21 protein-coding genes are annotated in these 21959 nt (G+C 75.9%); 17 read left to right on the plus strand and 4 right to left on the minus strand.

All coding sequences use genetic code 11. The features are described 5' to 3' along the window. Positions 1-4: 4 nt before the first annotated feature. Together H7X46_RS27440 and H7X46_RS27445 are read left to right on the plus strand one after the other, a co-directional pair. Complete coding sequence (locus H7X46_RS27440; protein ID WP_186362097.1) at positions 5-1465, plus strand: fused MFS/spermidine synthase; 1461 nt, start codon at positions 5-7, stop codon at positions 1463-1465. A gap of 158 nt (positions 1466-1623) precedes the next feature. Next, positions 1624-2052 (plus strand): hypothetical protein, encoded by a 429-nt coding sequence (locus H7X46_RS27445; RefSeq protein ID WP_186362098.1) that lies wholly within the window; start codon positions 1624-1626, stop codon positions 2050-2052. On the opposite strand, the gene surE is transcribed toward H7X46_RS27445, so the two are convergent. Both surE and H7X46_RS27455 read right to left on the minus strand, forming a co-directional pair. Continuing rightward, entirely contained in the window at positions 2049-2846 is a 798-nt protein-coding gene (gene surE, locus H7X46_RS27450) for a 5'/3'-nucleotidase SurE (protein WP_186362099.1), read from the minus strand. The two genes, H7X46_RS27445 and surE, sit on opposite strands and share 4 nt — an antisense overlap. Positions 2847-2865: 19 nt before the next feature. Further along, positions 2866-3696: a transglutaminase-like domain-containing protein gene (locus H7X46_RS27455; protein ID WP_222131454.1), complete on the minus strand. Its 831-nt coding sequence runs from the start codon at positions 3694-3696 to the stop codon at positions 2866-2868. Positions 3697-3928: 232 nt separating this feature from the next. Between H7X46_RS27455 and H7X46_RS27460 the strand changes: the two genes are divergently transcribed. Together H7X46_RS27460 and H7X46_RS27465 are read left to right on the plus strand one after the other, a co-directional pair. Continuing rightward, complete coding sequence (locus H7X46_RS27460; RefSeq protein WP_186362100.1) at positions 3929-4381, plus strand: MaoC family dehydratase; 453 nt, start codon at positions 3929-3931, stop codon at positions 4379-4381. Positions 4382-4393: 12 nt separating this feature from the next. After that, positions 4394-5608 carry an acetyl-CoA C-acetyltransferase gene (locus H7X46_RS27465; RefSeq protein WP_186362101.1) on the plus strand — a complete coding sequence of 405 codons (1215 nt, stop codon included), beginning with the start codon at positions 4394-4396 and terminating at the stop codon, positions 5606-5608. 52 nt (positions 5609-5660) lie between these two features. On the opposite strand, the gene H7X46_RS27470 is transcribed toward H7X46_RS27465, so the two are convergent. After that, positions 5661-6158 carry an inorganic diphosphatase gene (locus H7X46_RS27470; RefSeq protein WP_186362102.1) on the minus strand — a complete coding sequence of 166 codons (498 nt, stop codon included), beginning with the start codon at positions 6156-6158 and terminating at the stop codon, positions 5661-5663. Between the two features lie 232 nt (positions 6159-6390). On the opposite strand from H7X46_RS27470, the gene dacB reads away from it, so the two are divergent. From dacB to hpt, 4 genes are all read left to right on the plus strand, one after another. Then, positions 6391-7803: a D-alanyl-D-alanine carboxypeptidase/D-alanyl-D-alanine-endopeptidase gene (dacB, locus tag H7X46_RS27475; protein ID WP_186362103.1), complete on the plus strand. Its 1413-nt coding sequence runs from the start codon at positions 6391-6393 to the stop codon at positions 7801-7803. Between the two features lie 139 nt (positions 7804-7942). Next, on the plus strand, positions 7943-9043 hold the full coding sequence (locus H7X46_RS27480; RefSeq protein ID WP_186362104.1) for a zinc-dependent metalloprotease: 1101 nt from the start codon (positions 7943-7945) through the stop codon (positions 9041-9043). 32 nt (positions 9044-9075) lie between these two features. Next, positions 9076-10230: a tRNA lysidine(34) synthetase TilS gene (gene tilS / locus H7X46_RS30240; RefSeq protein ID WP_370589009.1), complete on the plus strand. Its 1155-nt coding sequence runs from the start codon at positions 9076-9078 to the stop codon at positions 10228-10230. Positions 10231-10289: 59 nt separating this feature from the next. Further along, complete coding sequence (gene hpt, locus H7X46_RS27490) at positions 10290-10847, plus strand: hypoxanthine phosphoribosyltransferase (RefSeq protein WP_186362106.1); 558 nt, start codon at positions 10290-10292, stop codon at positions 10845-10847. On the opposite strand, the gene H7X46_RS27495 is transcribed toward hpt, so the two are convergent. Beyond that, the gene (locus H7X46_RS27495) at positions 10844-11779 is read right to left on the minus strand and encodes a trypsin-like peptidase domain-containing protein (RefSeq protein ID WP_186362107.1); all 936 of its coding nucleotides are present in this window, start codon (positions 11777-11779) and stop codon (positions 10844-10846) included. The genes hpt and H7X46_RS27495 overlap by 4 nt on opposite strands. Positions 11780-12115: 336 nt before the next feature. On the opposite strand from H7X46_RS27495, the gene ftsH reads away from it, so the two are divergent. The 9 genes from ftsH (at position 12116) to H7X46_RS27540 (ending at position 21829) form a co-directional block, all read left to right on the plus strand. Beyond that, on the plus strand, positions 12116-14584 hold the full coding sequence (gene ftsH, locus H7X46_RS27500) for an ATP-dependent zinc metalloprotease FtsH (RefSeq protein WP_186362108.1): 2469 nt from the start codon (positions 12116-12118) through the stop codon (positions 14582-14584). A 20-nt stretch (positions 14585-14604) separates the two neighbouring features. Next, the gene (folE, locus tag H7X46_RS27505) at positions 14605-15231 is read left to right on the plus strand and encodes a GTP cyclohydrolase I FolE (protein ID WP_186362109.1); all 627 of its coding nucleotides are present in this window, start codon (positions 14605-14607) and stop codon (positions 15229-15231) included. A gap of 58 nt (positions 15232-15289) precedes the next feature. After that, positions 15290-16120: a dihydropteroate synthase gene (folP, locus tag H7X46_RS27510; RefSeq protein WP_186362957.1), complete on the plus strand. Its 831-nt coding sequence runs from the start codon at positions 15290-15292 to the stop codon at positions 16118-16120. Continuing rightward, complete coding sequence (gene folB, locus H7X46_RS27515) at positions 16117-16485, plus strand: dihydroneopterin aldolase (RefSeq protein WP_186362110.1); 369 nt, start codon at positions 16117-16119, stop codon at positions 16483-16485. Before folP ends, folB begins: the two co-directional genes overlap by 4 nt. Next, positions 16482-16997 carry a 2-amino-4-hydroxy-6-hydroxymethyldihydropteridine diphosphokinase gene (gene folK / locus H7X46_RS27520; RefSeq protein ID WP_186362111.1) on the plus strand — a complete coding sequence of 172 codons (516 nt, stop codon included), beginning with the start codon at positions 16482-16484 and terminating at the stop codon, positions 16995-16997. Before folB ends, folK begins: the two co-directional genes overlap by 4 nt. Further along, positions 16994-17524, plus strand: a complete 531-nt coding sequence (locus H7X46_RS27525) for a DUF3180 domain-containing protein (RefSeq protein WP_186362112.1) — start codon at positions 16994-16996, stop codon at positions 17522-17524. The genes folK and H7X46_RS27525 overlap by 4 nt, the downstream gene beginning before the upstream one ends. Before the next feature lie 28 nt (positions 17525-17552). Then, positions 17553-19229, plus strand: a complete 1677-nt coding sequence (locus H7X46_RS30430) for a PrsW family glutamic-type intramembrane protease (protein ID WP_304633510.1) — start codon at positions 17553-17555, stop codon at positions 19227-19229. Positions 19230-19341: 112 nt separating this feature from the next. Then, on the plus strand, positions 19342-20979 hold the full coding sequence (locus H7X46_RS27535) for a helix-turn-helix transcriptional regulator (protein WP_186362113.1): 1638 nt from the start codon (positions 19342-19344) through the stop codon (positions 20977-20979). A 148-nt stretch (positions 20980-21127) separates the two neighbouring features. Further along, positions 21128-21829, plus strand: a complete 702-nt coding sequence (locus H7X46_RS27540; protein WP_186362114.1) for a hypothetical protein — start codon at positions 21128-21130, stop codon at positions 21827-21829. Positions 21830-21959 lie beyond the last annotated feature (130 nt).

The following is a 21959-nucleotide window of genomic DNA, read 5'->3' on the forward strand; positions in this document are numbered from 1 at the left end:
CGGCGTGCGCCTCGCACTCGCCCGGACCGCCGCCGTCGTCTCCGGGGCGGCGATCCTCGTCGTCGAGACCCTCGCGACCCGGCTGGTCGCCCCGTACGTCGGGCTCACCCTGGAGTCGACCACCGCGGTGATCGGGGTGGCCCTGGCCGGGATCGCGGCCGGTGCCGCCCTCGGCGGGCGGTGGGCCGACCGGCGGAACCCGGCGGCCGTCGCCGCGACGATGCTCGTGGTCGGCGGGCTCGGCGTCCTGGCCGTGCGGCCCGCCGTCCGGGTACTCGGCCCGCTGCTCGGCGCCGGGCCGTCGGCGGCCGTCCTGCTCGTCGCGGCGTCCACACTGGTCTCGGTGACGGCGCTCGCCGCCGTCACCCCCGCGGTCACCCGGGCCCGGCTGACCGGGCTGGAGCACTCCGGGGAGGTCGTCGGCGGGCTGTCCGCCGCCGGGACGCTGGGGTCGCTCGCCGGCACCTTCCTCACCGGGTTCGTGCTGGTCGCGCTGCTCCCGGTGAGCGCGATCCTGCTGGTCACCGCGTCCGCCTGCCTGGTCCTCGGGGTCGTCGTCGCGCCCCGGCCGCGGCGCCGGGACCTGCTCCGCGGCGGGACGGCGGCCGCCGTGCTCGCCGTCGCGCTCGTCGCGGTCCCCGGCCGGTGCGACGCCGACACCACCTACTACTGCGCTTCCGTGCAGCCCGACCCGTCCGACCCGGCCGGGCGCTACCTGGTGCTCGACGACCTGCGGCACTCCTACGTGCGGCTCGGCGACCCCGGGCACCTCGAGTTCTCGTACACGAAGCGGTTCGCCGCCGCGATCGACGCCGCGTACCCGCCGGGGCGGCCGCTGTCGGTCGTGCACGTCGGGGGCGGGGCACTCACCATGCCGCGCTGGCTGGCCGCGACCCGCCCGGGGAGCACGTCGACGGTCCTGGAACTCGACCGGGGCGTGCTCCACCTCGGCGTCCGGGAACTGGGGGCGGGCGGCATCCCGGGGACGGCGGTGCGCGCCGGGGACGCCCGGGTCGGGCTCGCCGCGCTGCCGGACCGCTCGGCCGACGTCGTGGTCGGGGACGCGTTCGGGGCCCGCTCGGTGCCGTGGCACCTGTCCACGGTGGAGTTCCTCGACCAGGTGCGGCGGGTGCTGCGCCCCGGTGGCCTCTACGTCCTCAACGTGATCGACCGCGACCCGATGGACCTCGTCCGGGCCGTAACGGCCACGGTCGACGCCCGGTTCGCGTCCACGCTGCTGGCGGCGTCGCCCGCCGAGCTCGGCCCGGGTGGCGGCGGGAACGTCGTGGTCGTCGCCTCCGACCGCCCGGTCGACCCGGCGGCGCTGGCCACCGCGGTGCGCGCCCGCGGCGAACCCGCCGACGTCCTCGACCCGGCCCGGGCGCGCGCGTTCGCCCGCGGCGCGCCGGTCCTCACCGACGACCGCGCCCCGGTCGACCAGCTCATCACCACGGCGCAGCGCTAGTGCTTGACGGGGCACCAGGAGCACCGGCGGTGACCGGCGGCCCGCTGCCCGGCGGTGGGCACCGGGACCCGCCGAACTCCGCGCCGGCGCTCCGTGGCGAGGCGCTAGGGTCGCGCCCGAGACCGGGTCGCGTGGCCCGGGACACGGGGGGAGGCGACGTGGCGACCTGGGATGACCTGAAGGCCTACGTGGTGGTGCGGTACGAGATCGTCCGGCAGAACGCGGACGAGCTGCGGTTCCGGCTGCCGACCACGGGTGACCGCACCCAGCTCGTCGTCGTGAAGCGGGTCAGCGAGGCCGCCGCCGACGTGACCGACGCGGCCGCGGCCGTCGCGGACCCCGGCCAGGAGTGGGTGCAGATCGAGTCACCGGTCGCCCGGCTCGGCGACGTCGACCTGGCGAGGGCGCTCGAGCTGGCCGGGCCGTCGGTGGTCGGCGGCCTCGCTGCGGAGGAGGGCGTGGTCGTCTACCGGCACTCGATCCCGCTCCGGCCGGCCGCGCTCGACGGCTTCGAGTTCCCGTTCCGGCAGGTCGTGCACCTGGCCGACGAGCTGGAGCACCGCCTGACCGGCCGGGACGAGCACTAGGACCAGGCCCGGCCGTAGCCGGTCGCGCCGGGACGTGACCCGAGCGGGACCAGCTCGGTCACCGTCGGGTGGCCGGCGGCCAGCAGCGCGACGTCGGTCCCGGGCAGTGCCTCCGAGTGGTCCTCCGACACGAACGACCGCAGCCCGCCCGGCCGCACCCCGTCCGGCCCGCGTTCGGGCGCCCGGTGCACCACCCGCACCCGCACCGCACCCGTCGCGCACAGGGCCGCCTCCCGGATCGGCGGCAGCTCCGCGGCGGGGACGTCCGGCACGTTGACCGTCCACGGCGTCCCGGCGGGCCGCGACCGCAGGCGGTCCAGCAGCTCCGGGAGCAGGCCGGTCACCGTCTCCCAGTGCGGCGCCTCGGGGGTGGCGAGCCCGCAGGCCAGCGACAACGCGATCCCGGACCAGCCGTGCAGGGCCCCGGCGAGCACCGCGCCGACCGTGCCGGAGTGCAGGATCTGGGCGCCGGTGTTGGCACCGATGTTGATCCCGGACAGCACGACGTCCGGTGCGCGGGTGAACCAGCCCTGCCCGGTGGCGTGCACGATGTACGCGGGGTCGGCGGCGACCGACCACGCCTCGATCCCGGCGAGCTCGGGGATGTCGTCGTGGGTGAACACGGCGGTGTGCCCGTCGTCGGTGACCGAGCGGACCGAGGCGCCGGCCCCGCTGGCGTCGGCGGCCGGGGCGGCGACGACGACGTCGTAGCCGGCCTCGCGGGCACCCCCGGCCAGCGCGTACAGGCCCGGGGAGCCGATGCCGTCGTCGTTCGTGATCAGCGCGAGGGGCACCGGACCAGCCTAGGCGCGTTCAGTTCAGGTGCGCCCGGTGCCGCCTGGCCTCCAGGCGGACCTCCTCCAGCACCTCGGCCCCCGAGCGCGACCCTCGGCCCGGCCCGTCGACCCAGGACTCCAGGAGCCGGGCCGCCTCGTCCCACCGGGCCTGCGCGGCCAGCACCGCGCCGAGCTCGCGGATCAGCTCCGGCCCCTCGTGGCGCAGCCCGAGCCGCATCCGCAGCACCCACTCCAGGGCGGCGTGGTCCTTCGCCCGGCCGTAGGACGCGCGCAGGTTCTCCAGGATCCGGGCCAGGATCTGGCGGGTGGAGGTGCGCGGCAGCATCCCCGGCCCGAACGGCACGTCCGGCCCGGCGCCGGTGGTCGCCCGGAACAGCGCCTCGCAGCCCGCGGGGTCCAGCCGCCGTCCCCCGTCGAAGGCGTCCAGGTAGCGCTGGGTCCCGGGGACGCGGAGCAGGAAGTGCCCGGGCATCCCGACGCCCTCCAGCGGCACCCCGGCCCGGCGGCCGACCTCGATCGCCACCACCGACAGCGTGATCGGGATGCCGGTGCGGCGCTCCAGCACGTCCGGCAGGAACGAGTTGCGGGGGTCGCCGTAGTCGGCGGTGTTGCCGGTGAACCCGGCCTCGGTGAACAGCCGGTGCAGCAGCGACTCCAGGCCGGTCACGCCCTCGGCCAGCTCGTCGAGCGCCATGAGGGCACGCTGCGTCGCCCGGGCCGCGGCCGCCGGGTCGGGCCGGGCGCCCGCGGCGATCGCCAGCGCGCCGTCGTCCAGCCCGGGCTCCGGTCCGGTGACCAGGCGCAGGAACCGGCTCACCGGGTCGGCGGCCCGGTCGGGCTCGGTCACGGCGGGGTCATCGGTCGTCGGCCTTCCACGTCGAAGCGCGGCCCGTCGTCGGTGCGGGCGACTCCTCGCCGGCCGACGATAACCAAGTCGGCCCGGCCGTGGGCCAGCGGCGTGTGCGGTTCGCGACGTTCACCGGCTCCCGCCCGGTGGGTGCGGTAAGGAAGTGTGGTCGGCGCCGGTGCTCGGCCGCCGGCCGCACGGAGCGACGAACCAGGAACGGAAGTGATACCGGATGCGCGTCTTCAACGGGGTCGACGAGCTGAGAGCGGCGAAGGGCACCGAGGTCGGCACCTCGGACTGGGTCACCGTGGAGCAGGGCCGGATCGACGGCTTCGCCGACGCCACCGACGACCACCAGTGGATCCACGTGGACGCCGGCAGGGCCGCGTCCGGGCCGTTCGGCACGACGATCGCGCACGGCTTCCTCACCCTGTCGCTGCTGCCGAGGCTCGTGCAGGACGTCTACCGCGTCGACGGCGTGAAGATGGGCGTCAACTACGGCCTGAACAAGGTCCGGTTCACCAGCCCGGTGCCCGTCGGCAGCCGGGTCCGGGCCAAGGTCGAGCTCGTCGACGTCACCGACGTCACCGGGGGCGTGCAGCTCACCCTCGGGGTGACGGTCGAGGTCGAGGGATCCGAGAAGCCCGCGCTGGTCGCCGAATGGCTGACCCGCCAGTACGTCTAGGAGGACGGTCGAATGCGTGATGCGGTGATCTGCGAGCCGCTGCGGACCCCGGTGGGGGGCTTCGGCGGGTCGCTGCGCGACGTGCCGGCGCACACACTGGCGTCCACGGTGATCGCGGCGTTGCTGGAACGGACCGGGCTGGACCCGGCCGCCGTGGACGACGTGGTGCTGGGGCACTGCTACCCGACGATGGACGCCCCGGCGATCGGGCGGGTCGCGGCCCTGGACGCCGGGCTGCCGGTGACCGCGACCGGGATCCAGATCGACCGCCGGTGCGGGTCCGGGCTGCAGGCCGTGCTGTACGCGGCGATGCAGGTCCGGTCCGGGGCGGCGGAGGTCGTGCTGGCCGGGGGTGCGGAGTCGATGTCGTCGGCGTCGTTCTACTCGACCGGCATGCGCTGGGGTGTCAAGGGCGGCCCCGGGGTGATGCTGCACGACTCGCTGGCCCGGGGCCGGGTCACCGCGGGCGGGGTGAACCACCCGGTGCCCGGCGGGATGCTGGAGACCGCGGAGAACCTGCGCCGCGAGTACTCGATCCCGCGCACCGAGCAGGACGAGTTCGCGGTGCGCTCGCACCGGCGGGCCGCGGCCGCGCAGCAGGCCGGGCGGTTCGCCGACGAGATCGTCCCGGTGACGGTGAAGGGCCGCAAGGCCGACACCGTCGTGGACGCCGACGAGCACATCCGGCCCGGCTCGACCGTGGAGGCCCTGGCGAAGCTGCGCCCGATCCTGGGCCGCGACGACGACGCCGCCACCGTCACCGCCGGCAACGCGTCCGGGCAGAACGACGGGGCCGCGATCTGCGTGGTGACCAGCCCGGAGAAGGCCGCGGAGCTGGGTCTGCGCCCGCTGGTGCGGGTTGTGTCGTGGGGGCTGGGTGGCGTGCCGCCGAAGACGATGGGCATCGGCCCGGTGCCGGCCACGGCCAAGGCGCTGGCCGCCGCGGACCTGACCCTGGCCGACATCGACCTGATCGAGCTCAACGAGGCGTTCGCCGCGCAGGTGCTGGCCTGCACCCGGGAGTGGAAGTTCACCGAGGCCGACTTCGAGCGGACCAACGTCAACGGCTCCGGGATCTCGCTGGGCCACCCGGTCGGCGCGACCGGCGGCCGGATCCTGGCCACCCTGGCCCGCGAGATGGACCGCCGCGACGCCCGCTACGGGCTGGAGACCATGTGCATCGGCGGCGGGCAGGGGCTCGCCGCGGTGTTCGAGAAGGCGGCGTAGCGCCCGTGAGTGGTTATCGCGGCCCCGGCCGCGATAACCACTCACGAGCACCTCAGTGCCCGTCGTGCCCCTCGGCCTTGGCGCGCTCGTAGGACGCCTTGATCTCGCGCTCGGCGTCGGCGCGGCCGACCCAGGTCGCGCCCTCGACGCTCTTGCCGGGCTCGAGGGTCTTGTAGATCTCGAAGAAGTGCTGGATCTCCGCCCGGTCGAACTCGGCCAGGTGGTGGATGTCGCGCAGGTGCTCCTGGCGGGGGTCGTCGCTCGGGACGCAGAGGACCTTGTCGTCGCCGCCCTTCTCGTCCTTCATCCGGAACATGCCGATCGCGCGCGAGCGGATGACGCAGCCGGGGAACGTCGGCTCCTGGACCAGCACCAGCGCGTCCAGCGGATCCCCGTCCTCGCCGAGGGTGTCGTCGATGAACCCGTAGTCGGCGGGGTACTGGGTGGCGGTGAACAGGGTCCGGTCCAGGCGGATGCGCCCGGTCTCGTGGTCCACCTCGTACTTGTTGCGACCACCCTTGGGGATCTCGATGGTGACGTCGAAGTCCACTGCTCGTTGCTCCTTCGGAAGGGTCACGGTCGTGCAGGACCCGGGCCGGGTCCTCGTGGCACGCCCGCTCCGGCGGTGTCGGTGCTGCCCCCTAGTGTGATGGACCGGGGCCGCGCCGGTGAACGCCGGTGACCTCAACCGGTGTGGATGTGGCCGGGTTCGCACCACCTCCCGGTCAGGGTGGCGGGCGTCGCGGTGGCATCCGGGCCGGGCGCAGCGAGCAGGAGGCGGAGTGGGACGCAGGCATCGCCGGACGGATCGCGCCACGCGGCGGTTCGCGGTCGTCGCCGTGGCGGTCATGGCGCTGGCCTCGCTGTTCGGCGCGGTCGCGCTGGCCGGGCCGGACACCCGCGACCAGCTCGGGCTCGGTGCCGCGGCCGAACGGTTCCCGCCGGTGCCGATGCCGGCCCTGAAGCCGCTCACCCCGACCGCCCCGGTCCCGACCGCCGCCGGGATCACCCAGGCGCTGTCCGGTCAGCTGGAATCCCCGGCGCTCGGCGAGGTGACCGGCGTCGTCCTGGACTCGTCGTCCCCGCGCGGGGCCCCGCCCCTGTGGGAGCGCGACGGCGCCCGGCCGATGGTCCCCGGATCCACGACGAAGCTGCTCACCGCGGCCGCCGCGCTGCTGTCGATGAACCCGACCGACCGGCTCGTCACCCGGGTCGTGCCCGGCCCCACCGAGGACTCGGTCGTGCTCGTCGGCGGCGGGGACCCGTCGCTGACCGCGCTGCCCCCCGGGCAGGACGGCCTCTACCCCGAGCCCGCCCGGATCGCCGACCTCGCGAACGAGGTGAAGCAGGCGCACGGCGGGAAGCCGGTGAACACCGTCTACGTCGACACCAGCCTGTGGAGCGGCCCGGACCGGTCGCCCGGCTGGGGATCGTCGGACATCGCCGACGGCTACGTCGCCCCGATGTCCCCGCTGATGCTCGACGGCGGCCGCACCGACCCGGCCGCGCAGGACGGGCCGCGCTCGTCCGACCCCGCACGGGCCGCGGGGCAGGCCCTGGCCGACGCGCTCGGCGCGTCCGACGTGCGGGAGGGTGCCGCCGCGGCGAACGCCCCGGTGCTGGGCGCCGTCTCCTCCCCGCCGATCGCGAGCCTGGTCGAGTACATGCTCACCGCGTCCGACAACGTGGCGGCCGAGGCGCTGGCCCGTCAGGTCGCCGTCTCCCGCGACACCGAGGCCTCGTTCGACGGCGCCTCCCGGGCCGTCACCGAGGCCCTCGTCCAGGCCGGGTACGACGTGAACGGCCTGCGGCTGGCCGACGGCAGCGGCCTGTCCCGCGACAACCGGATCCCCGCGCGGCTGCTCGGTGCGGTGCTCGCCTCCGCCGCGGCCCAGTCGGACAGCCCCACCGACGTCCAGTTCCTGCGCCCGATCCTGACCGGGCTGCCGGTGGCCGGCGGCGGCGGGACGCTGACCGACCGGTTCGCCGACGGCCCCACCCAGGCCGGGCGCGGCGTCGTCCGGGCGAAGACCGGGACGTTGAGCGGGGCGTCCAGCCTCGCGGGGGTGGTGACCGACGTCGACGGGCGGCTGCTCGTGTTCGCCCTGCTGTCCAACGGCACCTCGCCCGCCGACGCGCGCCCCGCGCTGGACCGGGTCGCCGCGTCGCTGAGCCGCTGCGGCTGCCGGGGCTGAGGGCGCGGCGCCGGCCCCGCGGCGTGCGCCGCTGCGACGGCCGGGCTCGCGGGCCCACGGCGGGGCCCCGCCTGCCGTCGCGCGGGGCACCGGCTCGCGGGCCCGCGGCGAGGACCGGGCCGCAGGTAGCGTGGTTCCCATGCAGCCCGATCCGAGCAGCGGCCCGGCCACGGCGACCCACCCCGAGCCGGTGCGCCCGCGCGAGGGCGGGCGCGGTCTCCCGGTGAACTGGTCGCTCGCCGCGACGACGGCGACGAAGCTCATGCCGCCCGGCCCGCAGACCTCACCGGAGGCGGCCCGGGAGCTGGTCGAACGGCTCCGCGCCGACTCCGCCCGGGCCGAGGGCCACGTCCGCGAGGTCACCGGGATGGGGGCCGGGCTGCCGTTGCTGCCGGCCGATGTGCTGGACCGCTCCGCCTGGGCGCGGGCCGCCGTCGAGGGGATGGACGCGCTGACCTCCGGCGCGGAGATGCCCGCGTCGCCCCGGGCGTTGCGCGCCGTCACCGCGGCCGGCTCGGGGGTCCAGCTCGGGGCGCTGATCGCGTACATGGGGGCCCGGGTGCTCGGCCAGTACGACCCGTTCGGCGGGCCCGGCGGCGCCGGGCGGCTGATCGTCGTCGCGCCGAACGTGCACGCCGCGACCGGGGCCCTCGGCGTCGACGGGGACCAGTTCGGCCTGTGGGTGTGCCTGCACGAGGCGACCCACCGCCTGCAGTTCACCGCGGTGCCGTGGCTGCGCGACCACTTCGCCGGCCTGGTCACGACCCTGCTGTCGCTGCAGGAGCCGGACCCGGCGCGGCTCACCCGGCTGCCGGAGGCGATCCGCGCGCTGCGCGGGGAGGACGGCCGCCGCGGTGACGTCCTCGCCCTCGTCGAGCTGCTCCAGGGGCCCGAGCAGCGCGCGGTGCTCGACCGGCTGCTCGCCCTGTCGACCCTGCTCGAGGGGCACGCCGACCACGTGATGGACGCCGTCGGACCGGACGTCGTGCCCGACGTCGCGGTGATCCGGCGCCGGTTCACCGAGCGCCGCCGCGGGGCCGGCTTCGTCGACCGGCTGCTGCGGGCGCTGCTCGGGGTCGAGGCGAAGATGCGGCAGTACGCCATCGGCGCCGCGTTCTGCCGGGAGGTCGAGCGGGAGGCCGGGATGGCGGGCCTCAACCGTGCCTGGGAATCCCCGGAGACCTTGCCGACCCGGGCGGAGCTGACCGACGCACCGGCATGGTTGCGCCGCGTCGGCTGAGCCGCCCCGCGTCCCGTGCGCCCGGGACCTCCGTGTCGCCCGGGGCGCGCACCGCCGGTGCGGCGACCCGGCGCCTGCACCGGGCGGTGCAGGCCGCGTGGGAGCTGCTGCCGGAGCACGTGCGCACGGCGCCGCCGGTCGTGGGGTGCTCGGGCGGTGCCGACTCGACGGCGCTGGTGCTCGCGGTCCGCGCCGCGCTCGACGGGCCGGTGCACGCCGCCGTGGTCGACCACGGCCTGCAGGCCGGCTCCGCGGAACGCTCCGCCGCGCTCGCCGCCCGGCTCCGCGAGTCCGGTGTGGACGCGGCTGTGCACCGGGTCGAGGTGGGCGCGGGCGGTGGCCCGGAGGCCGCGGCCCGCCGGGCCCGCCGGGCCGCGCTGCTCGACGCGCGCCCGCACCCGTCGTCGCCGGTGCTGCTCGCCCACACCCTCGACGACCAGGCCGAGACCGTCCTGCTCGGGCTCGCCCGCGGGTCCGGGGCCCGCTCGCTCGCCGGCATGCGCGCGTGGGACGAGCCGTGGCTACGCCCGCTGCTCGGGCTGCGCCGGGCCGACACCGCCGCGGCCTGCGCCGAGGCCGGAGCGGAGGTCTGGGACGACCCGCACAACAGCGACCCGCGGTTCACCCGGTCCCGGCTGCGGCACGAGGTGCTGCCACTGCTGGAGGAGATCCTGGGCGGGGGTGTCGCCGGGGCGCTGGCCCGGACCGCGGACCAGCTCCGCGACGACGACGACGCCCTCGCCGGTCTGGCCGCCCGGCTGCGCGCGGACGTCGGAGCGACCACGCCCGGCACGCCACCCGGTGCCGGTCCGGACACGCTGCGTGACGAACCGGTGCAGGCCGCCGCGGCCGGAGCAGGTGATTCGCGCGACAACCACCCCGGCGCCGACCCCGCGCCGACCGCGCCGGCCGACGCCACGGACCCACCCGGCGACGCCGTCGCACCGCCACTCGACGCGGCCGTCCTCGCGGCGGCGCCGGCCGCCGTACGGCGCCGGGTCCTGCGGGAATGGCTCGGCACGCACGGCGTCCGGGGCCTGACCGACGCCCAGCTCCGGGCCGCCGACGCCCTCGTCGGCCGCTGGCGCGGACAGGGCGGGCCCACCCTCGGTGGCGGCTTGGAGCTGATCCGCACGCGTGGCAGGCTCGTGCTGCGCCGCCGCAGGTGGGGGCGTGACCGGGCGTGACGACGCCGCCCGGTTCCGGAGTCGACGGGGCCGCGTCGCGGCCCGCGCGAGGGGGTCGGGTGTACGACGGGGACATCTCGTCGGTGCTGGTCACCGAGGAGCAGGTGCGGGAGAAGACCGCGGAGCTGGCCGGCAAGGTCGCCGAGGACTACTCCGACGTCGTACGGGACGGCCGGGAGGACCTGCTGCTCATCGGCGTGCTGAAGGGCGCGGTCATGTTCATGACCGACCTGGCCCGCGCGCTGCCGGTGCCGACCCAGCTCGAGTTCATGGCGGTGAGCTCCTACGGCTCCGCCACGTCGTCGTCCGGGGTCGTGCGGATCCTGAAGGACCTCGACCGCGACATCGCCGGACGGCACGTGCTGATCGTCGAGGACATCATCGACTCCGGGCTCACCCTGAACTGGCTGCTGCACAACCTGGAGACCCGCTCGCCCGCGTCGCTGGAGGTCATCACCCTGCTCCGCAAGCCGGACGCGGTGAAGGTCGACGTCCCGGTCCGCTACGTCGGCTTCGACATCCCGAACGAGTTCGTCGTCGGGTACGGCCTCGACTACGCCGAGCGCTACCGGGACCTGCCCTACATCGGCACCCTGGACCCGAAGGTCTACGCCTAACCGGTGACGCCGGGACCCGCGGGCGTCGCGAGGTCACGTGGGTCCACCCCGGACGGTTCCGGGTCGAAGGCGGGGCCGGTGGCCGGGGTCAGGCCGGCCGGGCCGTCGGTGCGCGCGGCGTAGTCCAGTGCCCGGCCGAGGTCGGTGTACTCGATGCTCGGCCGGTCGGCGGTCGCGGACAGGCTGGACAGGACACCGACCGCGCGGCCCTCGCCGTCCAGCAGCGGGCTTCCGGACTCGCCCGCGACGCCCGGCTCCATCGTGTACACCGCGTGCCCCCAGCCGCCGCCGACGGTGTCGGCGACCGTCCCGGCCCGCACGGTGAGGCCCCGGGTCCCGCCGGGGCCGGGCGCGTTGGCCAGCCCGTACACCGGGGTCCCTGCCGGCAGCGAGGTCTCGCGGACCGCCGTGGGGCCGCCGAAGAACGGCACGGCGGAGCCGGTCGACGCCGCGGCATCGCGGGGAAGCTCGACGAGCGCGAAGTCGTTGTAGGCGCAGGTGTCCGGATCGGTCTCGCCGCGCGCCTGCATCGTGTTCCAGGAGCTCCAGGCGAGCCGCCCGGTCACGGTGCGGTCGCTGCCCCGCACGGTCACCGGGGTGCCGAGCGGGACGGCGGCCGAGGTGCAGCCGTCGGTCTCGGTCTCGTCGCCGGTGCCGCCGCAGTGCGCGGCCTGCGCGAGGAAGGTGCGCTCGCCCGCGGTGAGGACGTACCCGGCGGTGCACAGGCCCGCCCCCGTGGTCTCGGTGACCACGCCCGGCCCGAACGACGACGGCCCCGGCACGACGGCCGGGCGGGCCGCCGGCGCCGTGGGCAGCGCCCGGGCGGTGGTGGTCACGCCGGGGCCCGCGGTCCCCGGATCGCGCACGCCTGCCGGGGCGGTGAACAGCGTCAGGACGGCCGAGGCGGCCAGCCCGATCGCCAGTGCCGTCACCGTCCGACGGGGCCCCCGCCCCGCGCGCTGCGCCATCAGCTCCGCCTCCCCGACACGCACGCGACCCCGGCCGTCACCGAACGTGCCCCACAGTTCTCCCACATCGGCGGCGCGCGGTGTGCGGCGGGACACCCCGGACGGGGAACCCGGCAGGTCGGCCGTACGTTCACCCGGTGGACGGCCGCACCTGGCCGTCCGGCCCGATCCGCCCGGCGCGCTCGTTCCTGCGGGCGGCTATCCTGGCGGGTCAGGGCCGTCCGGCGGGGCGGTGTTCCGTCCGCCGCCGCTGCCGCGAACCACTCTCGGGAAGGTGAAGGCCACCCAGGCCGACGTTGCATGGACCGCAAGCGCCTGCTCCGCAACCCGCTGATCTGGATCCTCCTCGCGCTCCTGATCTACCTCGGGTTCAGCTCGCTGCTCGACGACACCCGGGGCTACACCGAGGTGCCGACGTCGGTCGCGCTGACCCAGGTCGAGTCCGGGAACGTCAAGGACGCCCTGATCGAGGACCGGGAACAGCAGCTCCGGCTGACCCTGAAGACCCCGATCAACGGGGACGTGACGCAGGTCATCACGCAGTACCCGGCGCAGCTCTCCGGGCAGATCTTCGACCGGCTCCGCGAGGTGCCGGGGGTCGGCACGATCGACACGAGCGCGCCGCCGGACTCGTTCCTGTCGTCGCTGCTCGTGATGATGATCCCGCTGGCGCTGGTCCTGGTCATCCTGTTCTGGTTCCTGAACAACGCCCAGGGCGGCGGGAACCGGGTGATGAGCTTCGGCAAGTCCAAGGCCAAGCAGCTCAACAAGGACATGCCGAAGAACACGTTCTCGGACGTGGCGGGGGCCGACGAGGCCGTCGAGGAGCTCTACGAGATCAAGGACTTCCTGCAGAACCCGGGCCGCTACCAGGCCCTGGGCGCGAAGATCCCGAAGGGTGTCCTGCTCTACGGCCCGCCCGGCACCGGTAAGACGCTGCTGGCCCGTGCCGTGGCCGGCGAGGCCGGGGTGCCCTTCTACACGATCTCCGGCTCGGACTTCGTGGAGATGTTCGTCGGTGTCGGCGCCTCCCGGGTGCGTGACCTGTTCGAGCAGGCCAAGCAGAACGCGCCCTGCATCATCTTCGTCGACGAGATCGACGCCGTCGGACGCCAGCGCGGCGCCGGCCTCGGTGGCGGCCACGACGAGCGCGAGCAGACGCTGAACCAGCTGCTGGTCGAGATGGACGGTTTCGACGCCCGCGGCGGGATCATCCTGATCGCGGCCACGAACCGCCCGGACATCCTCGACCCGGCGCTGCTGCGCCCGGGCCGGTTCGACCGGCAGATCCCGGTGGCCGCGCCCGACCTCGCGGGCCGGCTCGCGATCCTCAAGGTGCACTCCAAGGACAAGCCCTTCGCCGAGGACGTCGACCTCCACTCGCTGGCCAAGCGCACCGTCGGCATGTCCGGCGCCGACCTGGCGAACGTGATCAACGAGGCGGCGCTGCTGACCGCGCGGGAGAACGGCTCGCTGATCACCTCCGCGGCGCTGGAGGAGTCGGTCGACCGCGTCGTCGGCGGGCCGAAGCGCAAGTCGAAGATCGTCTCCGAACGCGAGAAGAAGATCACCGCGTACCACGAGGGCGGGCACGCGCTGGCCGCGTGGGCGATGCCCGACCTCGAACCGGTCTACAAGCTCACGATCCTGCCGCGCGGCCGCACCGGCGGGCACGCGCTCGTCGTCCCCGAGGACGACAAGGGCCTGATGACCCGCGCCGAGATGATCGCCCGGCTGGTGTTCGCGATGGGCGGCCGTTCGGCCGAGGAGCTGGTGTTCCACGAGCCGACCACGGGTGCGTCCTCGGACATCGACCAGGCGACCAAGATCGCCCGCGCGATGGTCACCGAGTACGGGATGAGTGCCCGGCTGGGCGCCGTCCGCTACGGCCGTGAGCAGGGCGACCCCTTCCTCGGGCGCTCGATGGGCAACCAGGCGGACTACTCGCTGGAGGTCGCCCACGAGATCGACGAGGAGGTGCGCAAGCTCATCGAGGCCGCCCACACCGAGGCGTGGGAGATCCTCAACACCTACCGGGACGTGCTCGACGAGCTCGTGCTGGAGCTCCTCGAGAAGGAGACCCTGAACCGCAAGGACCTCGAGCGGATCTTCGGGGAGGTCGAGAAGCGGCCGCGGATCACCGCGTTCAACGACTTCGGCGAGCGCACGCCGTCGGAGAAGCCGCCGATCAAGACCCCCCGCGAGATCGCCCACGAGCGCGGCGAGGCCTTGCCGGAGGACGAGGAGCGGACCCCGGCCCCGGTGGCGTCCGCCGCCAACGGTTACGGCGACGCCGCCGGGCTGCCCGGCGCGTCCCCGTTCCCGGCCGGTGGCTCCACCCAGGCCCGCCCGGACGCCCCGAACGACGGTGGCTACGGCTCCGGCTCCGGCAACGGGAACGGGGCGAACGGCGGGACCCCGAACGGCGGGGCACCGAACGGCAACGGCACCCCGAACGGCAACGGTGCGTCGCCCGGCAACGCGCCGCAGGACGGCAGGCCGCAGGCCTACCAGGGCAGCTACCCGCCGCCCCCGCCCGCCGTCGCCCCGAACTACGGTGCGCCGCCGGGCTGGCGGCCCGCCACCACCCCGCGCGGCCAGGGCTGGCCGCCGGCCAACTGGGGCGGTCAGCAGGGACAGCAGCCCGAGCAGGGCCAGGACCGGAACGCCCCGTCGTCCGGGCCGACCGGCGGTGACGCCGGAGACGACCGTGAGCCGGAGAACCGCCGGGACGAGCGGCGGACGCAGGACCCGGAGGCAGGACACTGAGCACGTCGACGACGAACGGGATGCCCCCGGCGGTGCGGTCCGCCACGGTGGCGGCCGGGGTGACCCAGGCCGTGCCCGAGGGCGTGGACCTGGACCGTGCCGAGCGGGCGGTCCGCGAGCTGCTGATCGCCGTCGGGGAGAACCCCGACCGGGAGGGCCTCAAGGAGACCCCGGCGCGGGTCGCGCGGGCCTACGGCGAGATCTTCGCCGGGCTGTTCGTGGACCCGGACTCGGTGCTGGAGAAGACCTTCGACGAGGGGCACGGCGAGCTCGTGCTGGTCAAGGACATCCCGATGTTCTCGACCTGCGAGCACCACCTCGTGCCGTTCCACGGGGTGGCGCACGTCGGCTACATCCCGGCGGTGGACGGCCAGGTCACCGGCCTGTCCAAGATCGCCCGGGTGGTCGACCTGTACGCCAAGCGCCCGCAGGTGCAGGAGCGGCTGACCGCCCAGATCGCGGACGCGCTGGTGCGCAAGCTCAACCCGCGCGCGGTGATCGTGGTCCTGGACGCCGAGCACCTGTGCATGTCGATGCGCGGCATCCGCAAGCCGGGCTCGCGCACCACCACCTCGGCGGTCCGCGGGCTGTTCAAGAGCTCCGCCACCTCGCGCGCGGAGGCGTTGTCGCTGATCAGGGAGCGGTGACGTGCCCGCCCCGGACGCCGCGCTGGGTGGCCCGCCGGACCCGGGCCGCTGCGCGGTCATGGGCATCCTGAACGTCACCCCCGACTCGTTCTCCGACGGCGGCCGCTACCAGGACCGCTCGCAGGCGATCGCGCACGGCGTCGCGATGCGGGCGGCCGGTGCCGACCTCGTCGACGTCGGCGGGGAGTCGACCCGCCCCGGTGCCGCGCGGGTGGACGCGGGCACCGAACGCGAACGCGTGCTGCCCGTCGTGCGGGAGCTCACCGCCGCCGGCGTGCGGGTCAGCGTGGACACCACCCGCTCCGAGGTCGCCGCGGCCGCGGTCGAGGCCGGGGCGGTCATGGTGAACGACGTCTCCGGCGGGCTCGCCGACCCGCGGATGGCCGCGGTCGCCGCCGAGCTGCAGGTGCCGTGGGTGCTCATGCACTGGCGCGGGCACAGCTCCACGATGCAGCAGCTCGCCGAGTACACCGACGTCGTCACCGAGGTGCGCCAGGAGCTCGTCGCCCGGGTGGACCACGCGGTGATGGCCGGGGTGGACCCGGGCCGGATCGTGCTGGACCCCGGGCTGGGCTTCGCGAAGACGGGTGCCCACAACTGGGAGCTGCTGCGCCGGCTCGACGTGCTGATCGACCTGGGCTTCCCGGTGCTCGTCGGTGCCTCCCGCAAGCGGTTCCTCGGGGACCTGCTGACCTCCGCGGACGGCGAGCCCCGCCCCCCGGCCGAGCGGGACGTCGCGACCGCCGCGGTCAGCGCGATCGCCGCGAACGCCGGTGCCTGGGGCGTCCGCGTGCACGACGTCGAGTCCACGATGGACTCCGTGGCGGTGGGCGCGGCCTGCCGGCTCGGTGCGTCCCGGGTCCGGTCGTCCCCCGGGGGCGGTCGGTGAGCCGGGACCGGATCGAGCTGCGCGGGCTGCGGGTGCACGGCCGGCACGGCGTGTTCGACCACGAGAAGCGCGACGGCCAGGAGTTCGTGCTCGACCTCGTCGTGCACACCGACCTGTCCGCCGCGGCCGCCTCCGACGACCTGGCCGACACCCTCGACTACGGGGCACTGGCCGGCCGGGCGGCGGCGATCCTCGGCGGCCCGCCGCACGACCTGATCGAGTCGGTGGCCGGGGCCGTCGCCGACGACGTCCTCGCCGCCGACGAGCGGGTCCGCGAGGTCGAGGTGACGCTGCACAAGCCCTCCGCGCCGATCCCGCTCACGTTCGACGACGTCGCGGTCGTCCTGCACCGGAGCCGGCCGTGACCCGCGCCGTGCTGTCCCTGGGATCGAACCTGGGGTACCGGCTCGGGCACCTGCGCACGGTCGTCGACGACCTGGGGCCCGCGCTGGTCGCGGTCTCGCCGGTGTACGAGACGGCGCCGTGGGGCGTCACCGACCAGCCGGACTTCCTCAACGCCGTCGTGATCGCCGACGACCCGGCCGTGGACGCCTGGGGGTGGCTGCGCCGCGGGCAGGCGTGCGAGGACGCGTCGGGGCGGGTGCGCGAGCAGCGGTGGGGGCCGCGGACGCTGGACGTCGACGTCGTGCAGGTCGTCGACGACCGCGGGGAGCCGGTGTTCTCCGACGACCCGGAGCTGCTGCTCCCGCACCCGGGCACGCCCGAGCGCGGCACCGTGCTGCTGCCCTGGCTGGACGCCGACCCGGACGCGGTGCTGCACGGGCACGGGCCGGTCGCGGAGCTGCTGGAACGGCTCGGCCCGCCCGGGCGCGCGGGCGTGCACCGCCGGGACGACATGGTGCTGGTGCCGCCGTGACCGCGCCCGGTCCCGGCCGCAGGCGACCGCCGCCCGGCGAGGACCCCAGGCCGACGGTCCGGCCGACCCGCTACCGCGACCTCGCCGGGATCGCCGTGGTCGCGGCCCTGCTCGGCAACGTTCTCGTCCAGCTGACGTATTCGTGGCTGCCGCCGCTGCCGATCGCCGCCGGCGCCACCGTCGGGCTGCTCGGGATCGCCGAGATCGGCGGCGGGGTCGTGCTGCGCCGCCGGATCGAGCGGCGCGACGGTGCCCCGCCGGTCCCGGCGCTGGTCGCCGCGCGGGCGGTGCTGCTGGCGAAGGCGTCGTCGGTCGGCGGGGCCGTGCTCGCCGGGCTGTGGGCGGGGATGCTGCTCCACACGGTGCCGCGTGCCTCGGTCGTGGTGGCGGCCGTCCGGGACGGGATCGCCGCCGGCATCGGGCTGGGGTGCGCGTTGCTGCTGGTCGGCGGCGGGTTGTGGCTGGAGCACTGCTGCCGGGCACCCGACGACCCGGACGACGCCGACGGGGGCGCCAGCCCCACCTGAGCCCGCGGGTTCTCTACGCTCCCGGGCCATGGCCATCCCCGCCAGCCCGACCGGCCGCCACCCGTCCGCGCCGGTGCCGGCCCGCGAGGCGAAGCGGCGCGGGGTCCTGCTCCCGGTCGTCGGGCTCGTCGCGCTCGCCCTGCTGACCGTCATCACGATCGGGGTCCTGCAGCGGGCGATCGGGACCGGCGGTGTCGTCGTCGGGACCTTGACCGCGCTGCTGCCGGTCGTGCCGGTGGTGGCCGCGTTCCTGTGGGTGGACCGCTGGGAGCCCGAACCGCCGCGGATGCTGCTGGGCGCGTTCCTCTGGGGCGCCGGGTTCTCCGCGCTCGTGTCGCTGCTGATCAACACCAGCGCGTCGGCGGTGCTCGACGCCGCGGCCGGCCGCGGCGCCGGGGACATGGTCGGCCCGATCCTGGTCGCGCCGGTCGTCGAGGAGTTCGCGAAGGGGCTGTTCCTGGTCGGCCTGCTCGTCTTCCGGCGCCGCGAGTTCGACGGCATCGTCGACGGCATCGTCTACGCCGGCATCGTCGCGGCCGGGTTCGCGTTCAGCGAGAACATCCTCTACCTGGGCCGCGCCGTCTCCGACCCGCAGGCGGCCGGGGTGCTCGCGACGCTGTTCGTCCGCGGGGTCGCCTCGCCGTTCGCGCATCCCCTGTTCACCTGCATGATCGGGATCGCGGCCGGCCTGGCGGCGGCGCGCCGCGGCGCCGGCGCCCGCGTGCTGGCGCTGGCCGCCGGCTACCTGGCCGCGGTGGTGCTGCACGCGCTGTGGAACGGTGCGTCGGTGCTGGCCGCGTCGCCGGGCGCGTTCTACCGGGTGTACCTGTTCGTGATGCTCCCGATCTTCGTCGGGATGATCCTGCTGGTGGTCTTCGCGCGCCGCCGCGAGGCGCGGATCGTCGCCGCCCAGCTACCCGGGTTCGCCGCCGCCGGCTGGATCGCGCCGAGCGAGGTGCCGCTGCTGTCCGAGCTGTCCCGGCGCCGGGGGTGGCGGGCGCTGGTCCGCAGGCGGTCCGGGAAGGCCGCGGCGAAAGCCGTCGCCGAGTACCAGGCGGCGGTCACCGAGCTCGCGTTCATGCGCAACCGGATCGCCCGCGGCGCGGTGAGGGACAGCGCGCACGCCCGGCACGACGAGACGCTGGCCGCCCTGCTGCGGGCCCGGGCGGTCGCCGTCGGCGTGCCGGAGGCCCTGGTGGCGGCCTGGGCCCGGCAGCGTCCGTCCGGCTGGGAGCCGCCGCCCCCGGCCGCGCCGGACGGCAGCTTCTCCGGAGCGCACAAGATCCCCGGCTTCCCGGACACCCCCGGCGGCGGGTCGGGCGCCCCGGGGCGGACCGGGCCCGGCGGGGCTCAGCCCGGGCGGCACGAGGCGGCGCGCGGGCCGGGCGGCCCGGCCAGCGGGCAGGCCGATCCGGCTCCGCGGCCGGGCCCCGGGCCGTCCGGCGGCCCGCCCTGGGGAGCCGGCGCCGGGCAGCACGAGGCGGACGCCGGTACGGGGCCGCCCGGGCGCGCCGCGGCACGGCCGAGGGGCGACGCGCCACGGCCCGGCCCCGCTGCACCCGGATCCGCAGCACCCGGCTCCCCTGCGGAACCGACGCACCCGGTCCACCGGCCGGGCGGCCCCGGCCCGCACCCCCGCGGCCGTCACCACGACGACCCCGGCGACCCCGGCCCGACCCGCCCCCTGCGTCGCCCGGACCGGTAGCGCCGCGGCGGTACCCGCCGCCCGCCACACCCGGGGCGCGCTCGGTCTTGTGAAGGAAGGGCGGCAGGCCGGCGCCGGAGTACGGTGTGCATCCCGCCACGCAGGAGACCCGATGCACGCAACCGACGCAGTGACGCGCGGCCGTGAATCGTACGCACGCCGTGCCTGGGACGACGCCTACGAGGACCTGGTGGCGGCCGACGCGCAGGCCTCGCTCGACGCCGCCGACCTCGAGCGGCTCGCGATGGCCGCGTACCTGACCGGGCGGGACGACGCCGCGGTCCGGTGTCTCGAGCGGGCCCATCGCGCGTTCCTCGACGGCGGTGCGGCCGGCCGCGCCGTCCGGTGCGCGTTCTGGGCCGGCCTCTTCCTGATCCAGCGCGGCCGGCACGCCGAGGGCGGTGGCTGGCTGGGCCGTGCCGGCAGCGTCCTCACCGAGCAGGCACCGGACGGCGCCGAACGCGGCTACCTCCTCATCCCGGTCGCGGTGCAGGCGCTGGCGTCCGGGGACCCGGCCCGGGCGTACGCGGTGTTGCGCGACGCCGCGGCCATCGCCGACCGCTTCGGTGACCCGGACCTGGTCGCGCTGAGCCGGCTGGGCCGCGGTCAGGCACTGGTCGCGATGGGCGAGGTGCGCCGTGGGGTGGCGCTGCTCGACGAGGCGATGCTCGCGGTCACGACCGGGGACGTCTCGCCCGCGGCCGCCGGGATCGTCTACTGCGCGCTCATCATCACCTGCCGGGACGTCTTCGACTGGGGACGGGCCCAGGAATGGACGGCGGCGCTGAGCCGCTGGTGCGCCACCCAGCAGGCCCTCAAGCCCTACCGGGGGCAGTGTCTGGTCCACCGCTCGGAGATCATGCTGCTGCGGGGCGAGTGGTCGGACGCACTGGCGGAGGCCGGCCGGGCGTGCGACCACCTCGCCGAGCCGCCGGGCGACCCGGTACTCGGCATGGCGCAGTACCAGCTGGGCGAGCTGCTGCGACTGCGGGGTGAGTTCGCGCGGGCCGAACGGGCCTACCGCAGGGCGGGCGAGTCCGGCCATGCCGTGCACCCCGGCCTGGCCCTGCTGCGGCTGGCCCAGGGCCGCGTCCGGGACGCCGAGGCGGCCGTGCGCCGGGTCGCCACCGAGCTCGAGGGCGACCGCGTGAAGCGGGCCCGCGTGCTCGCCGCGTTCGTCGAGATCGTGTTGAGCGCCGGCGACGTGGACGCGGCCCGCCAGGCCGTCGGCGAGCTGGACGAGCTCGGCCGCGACCTCGACGCCCCGTACCTGCGCGCGGTCGCGGGGTCGGCCCGCGGCGCCGTCCTGCTCGCCGGCGGCGACCCCCGCGCGGCGTGCGCGGTGCTGCGGCGGGCCTGGACGGCCTGGCAGGAGATCGGCGCACCGTACGAGGCCGCACGGGTCCGCCTGCTGATGGCCCGGGCGTACGCGGAGCTGGCCGACCACGACACGGCGCGCATGGAGCTGGACGCGGCGCGCCGGGTGTTCGAGCAGCTGGGAGCCGCCCCGGCACTGGCGCGGGTCGCCGAGCTGTCCGGAGGACCGGCACCCGCGCCGGGCGGACTGACCCCCCGGGAGGTCGAGGTGCTCCGCCTCGTGGCCACCGGAGCGACCAACCGCGAGGTCGCCGACAAGCTGGTCATCAGCGAGAAGACGGTGGCCCGCCACGTCAGCAACATCTTCACCAAGATCGGGGCGCCGTCGCGGTCCGCCGCCACGGCCTACGCCTTCCGGCACGAGCTGGTGTAGCCGCGGGCTCCCGAGGGACGGCTCCGCAGGAATACCCACGACCGCCACCGACGGGATGGGCGGTTCGCCCGAAGAGGCGGCCCCTCGATCGGCCCGACCCTGTGTCCCCCGGACGTGCGGAGCCGGGACCGATCGAGGGGAGTCCGCCATGACCACGCGACAGGTACCGGGTGACGCGCAGATCCGTGACGGACGGGACGGCGTCCCGGGGGCGAGGGCACGCGCCGGGGCCGCCGCCGTGGCCGTCGCACCGCTGGTGATGCTGGTCGCGTTCGTGACGCATCCGTTCATCGCGCGGTTGCCCGATGCGGGTGCGGTCGCCGCCGCGGCCGGCGCCGACCCGACCTGGTGGGCGGCCGTGCACCTGCTCACCGCGGCGGGCTCCGCGCTCGTCGCACTGGCGTTCCTCGCGGTCCGGGCACACCTGCGCGACGCCGGCGAGGACCGTTTCAGCGCGTGGGGGTTGCCGTTCGTGATCAGCGGGAGCGCGGTGTACGGGCTCCTCCCGGGGCTGGAGTTCGCGCCGATGGCGGCGGTGCTCACCGGAGGGGATGCCGCGGCCGCGCAGGACGTGCTGCAACCGTGGTTCGTCGCCGTCCTGGTGACCAGCGTGGTCCTCTTCGCGATCGGCGTACTCGGCTTCGCCCGGGCCGTCGCGGCCGGCCGGATCCTGAGCCGCCCGCTCACCCGCCTGGTCGTCACCGGACTCGTCGTGCTTGCCGTGGCCCGGATGGTGCCGCTCGGCGCGGTGCAGTTCCACGTCCAGGGGCTGGCCGGCCTCGTCGCCCTCTGGCCACTGGCCTTCCGGATGTGGCGAGGCCCGCGGGCGGGGGCGGGATCGGCGGCCTGACCGGGTCCTCGCCGCCGCTCGTGGCGGGAAGGGACGGCCCGGCGCGGTGAGGCCCGTCATAGGCGGGCACCCGGGATGTCGATCGGCGTCTACCCTCGCTCGGGCGCGGCCGGTGAAGGCCGTGCACGAC

The organism is Pseudonocardia sp. C8 (assembly GCF_014267175.1).
GTDB lineage: Bacteria > Actinomycetota > Actinomycetes > Mycobacteriales > Pseudonocardiaceae > Pseudonocardia.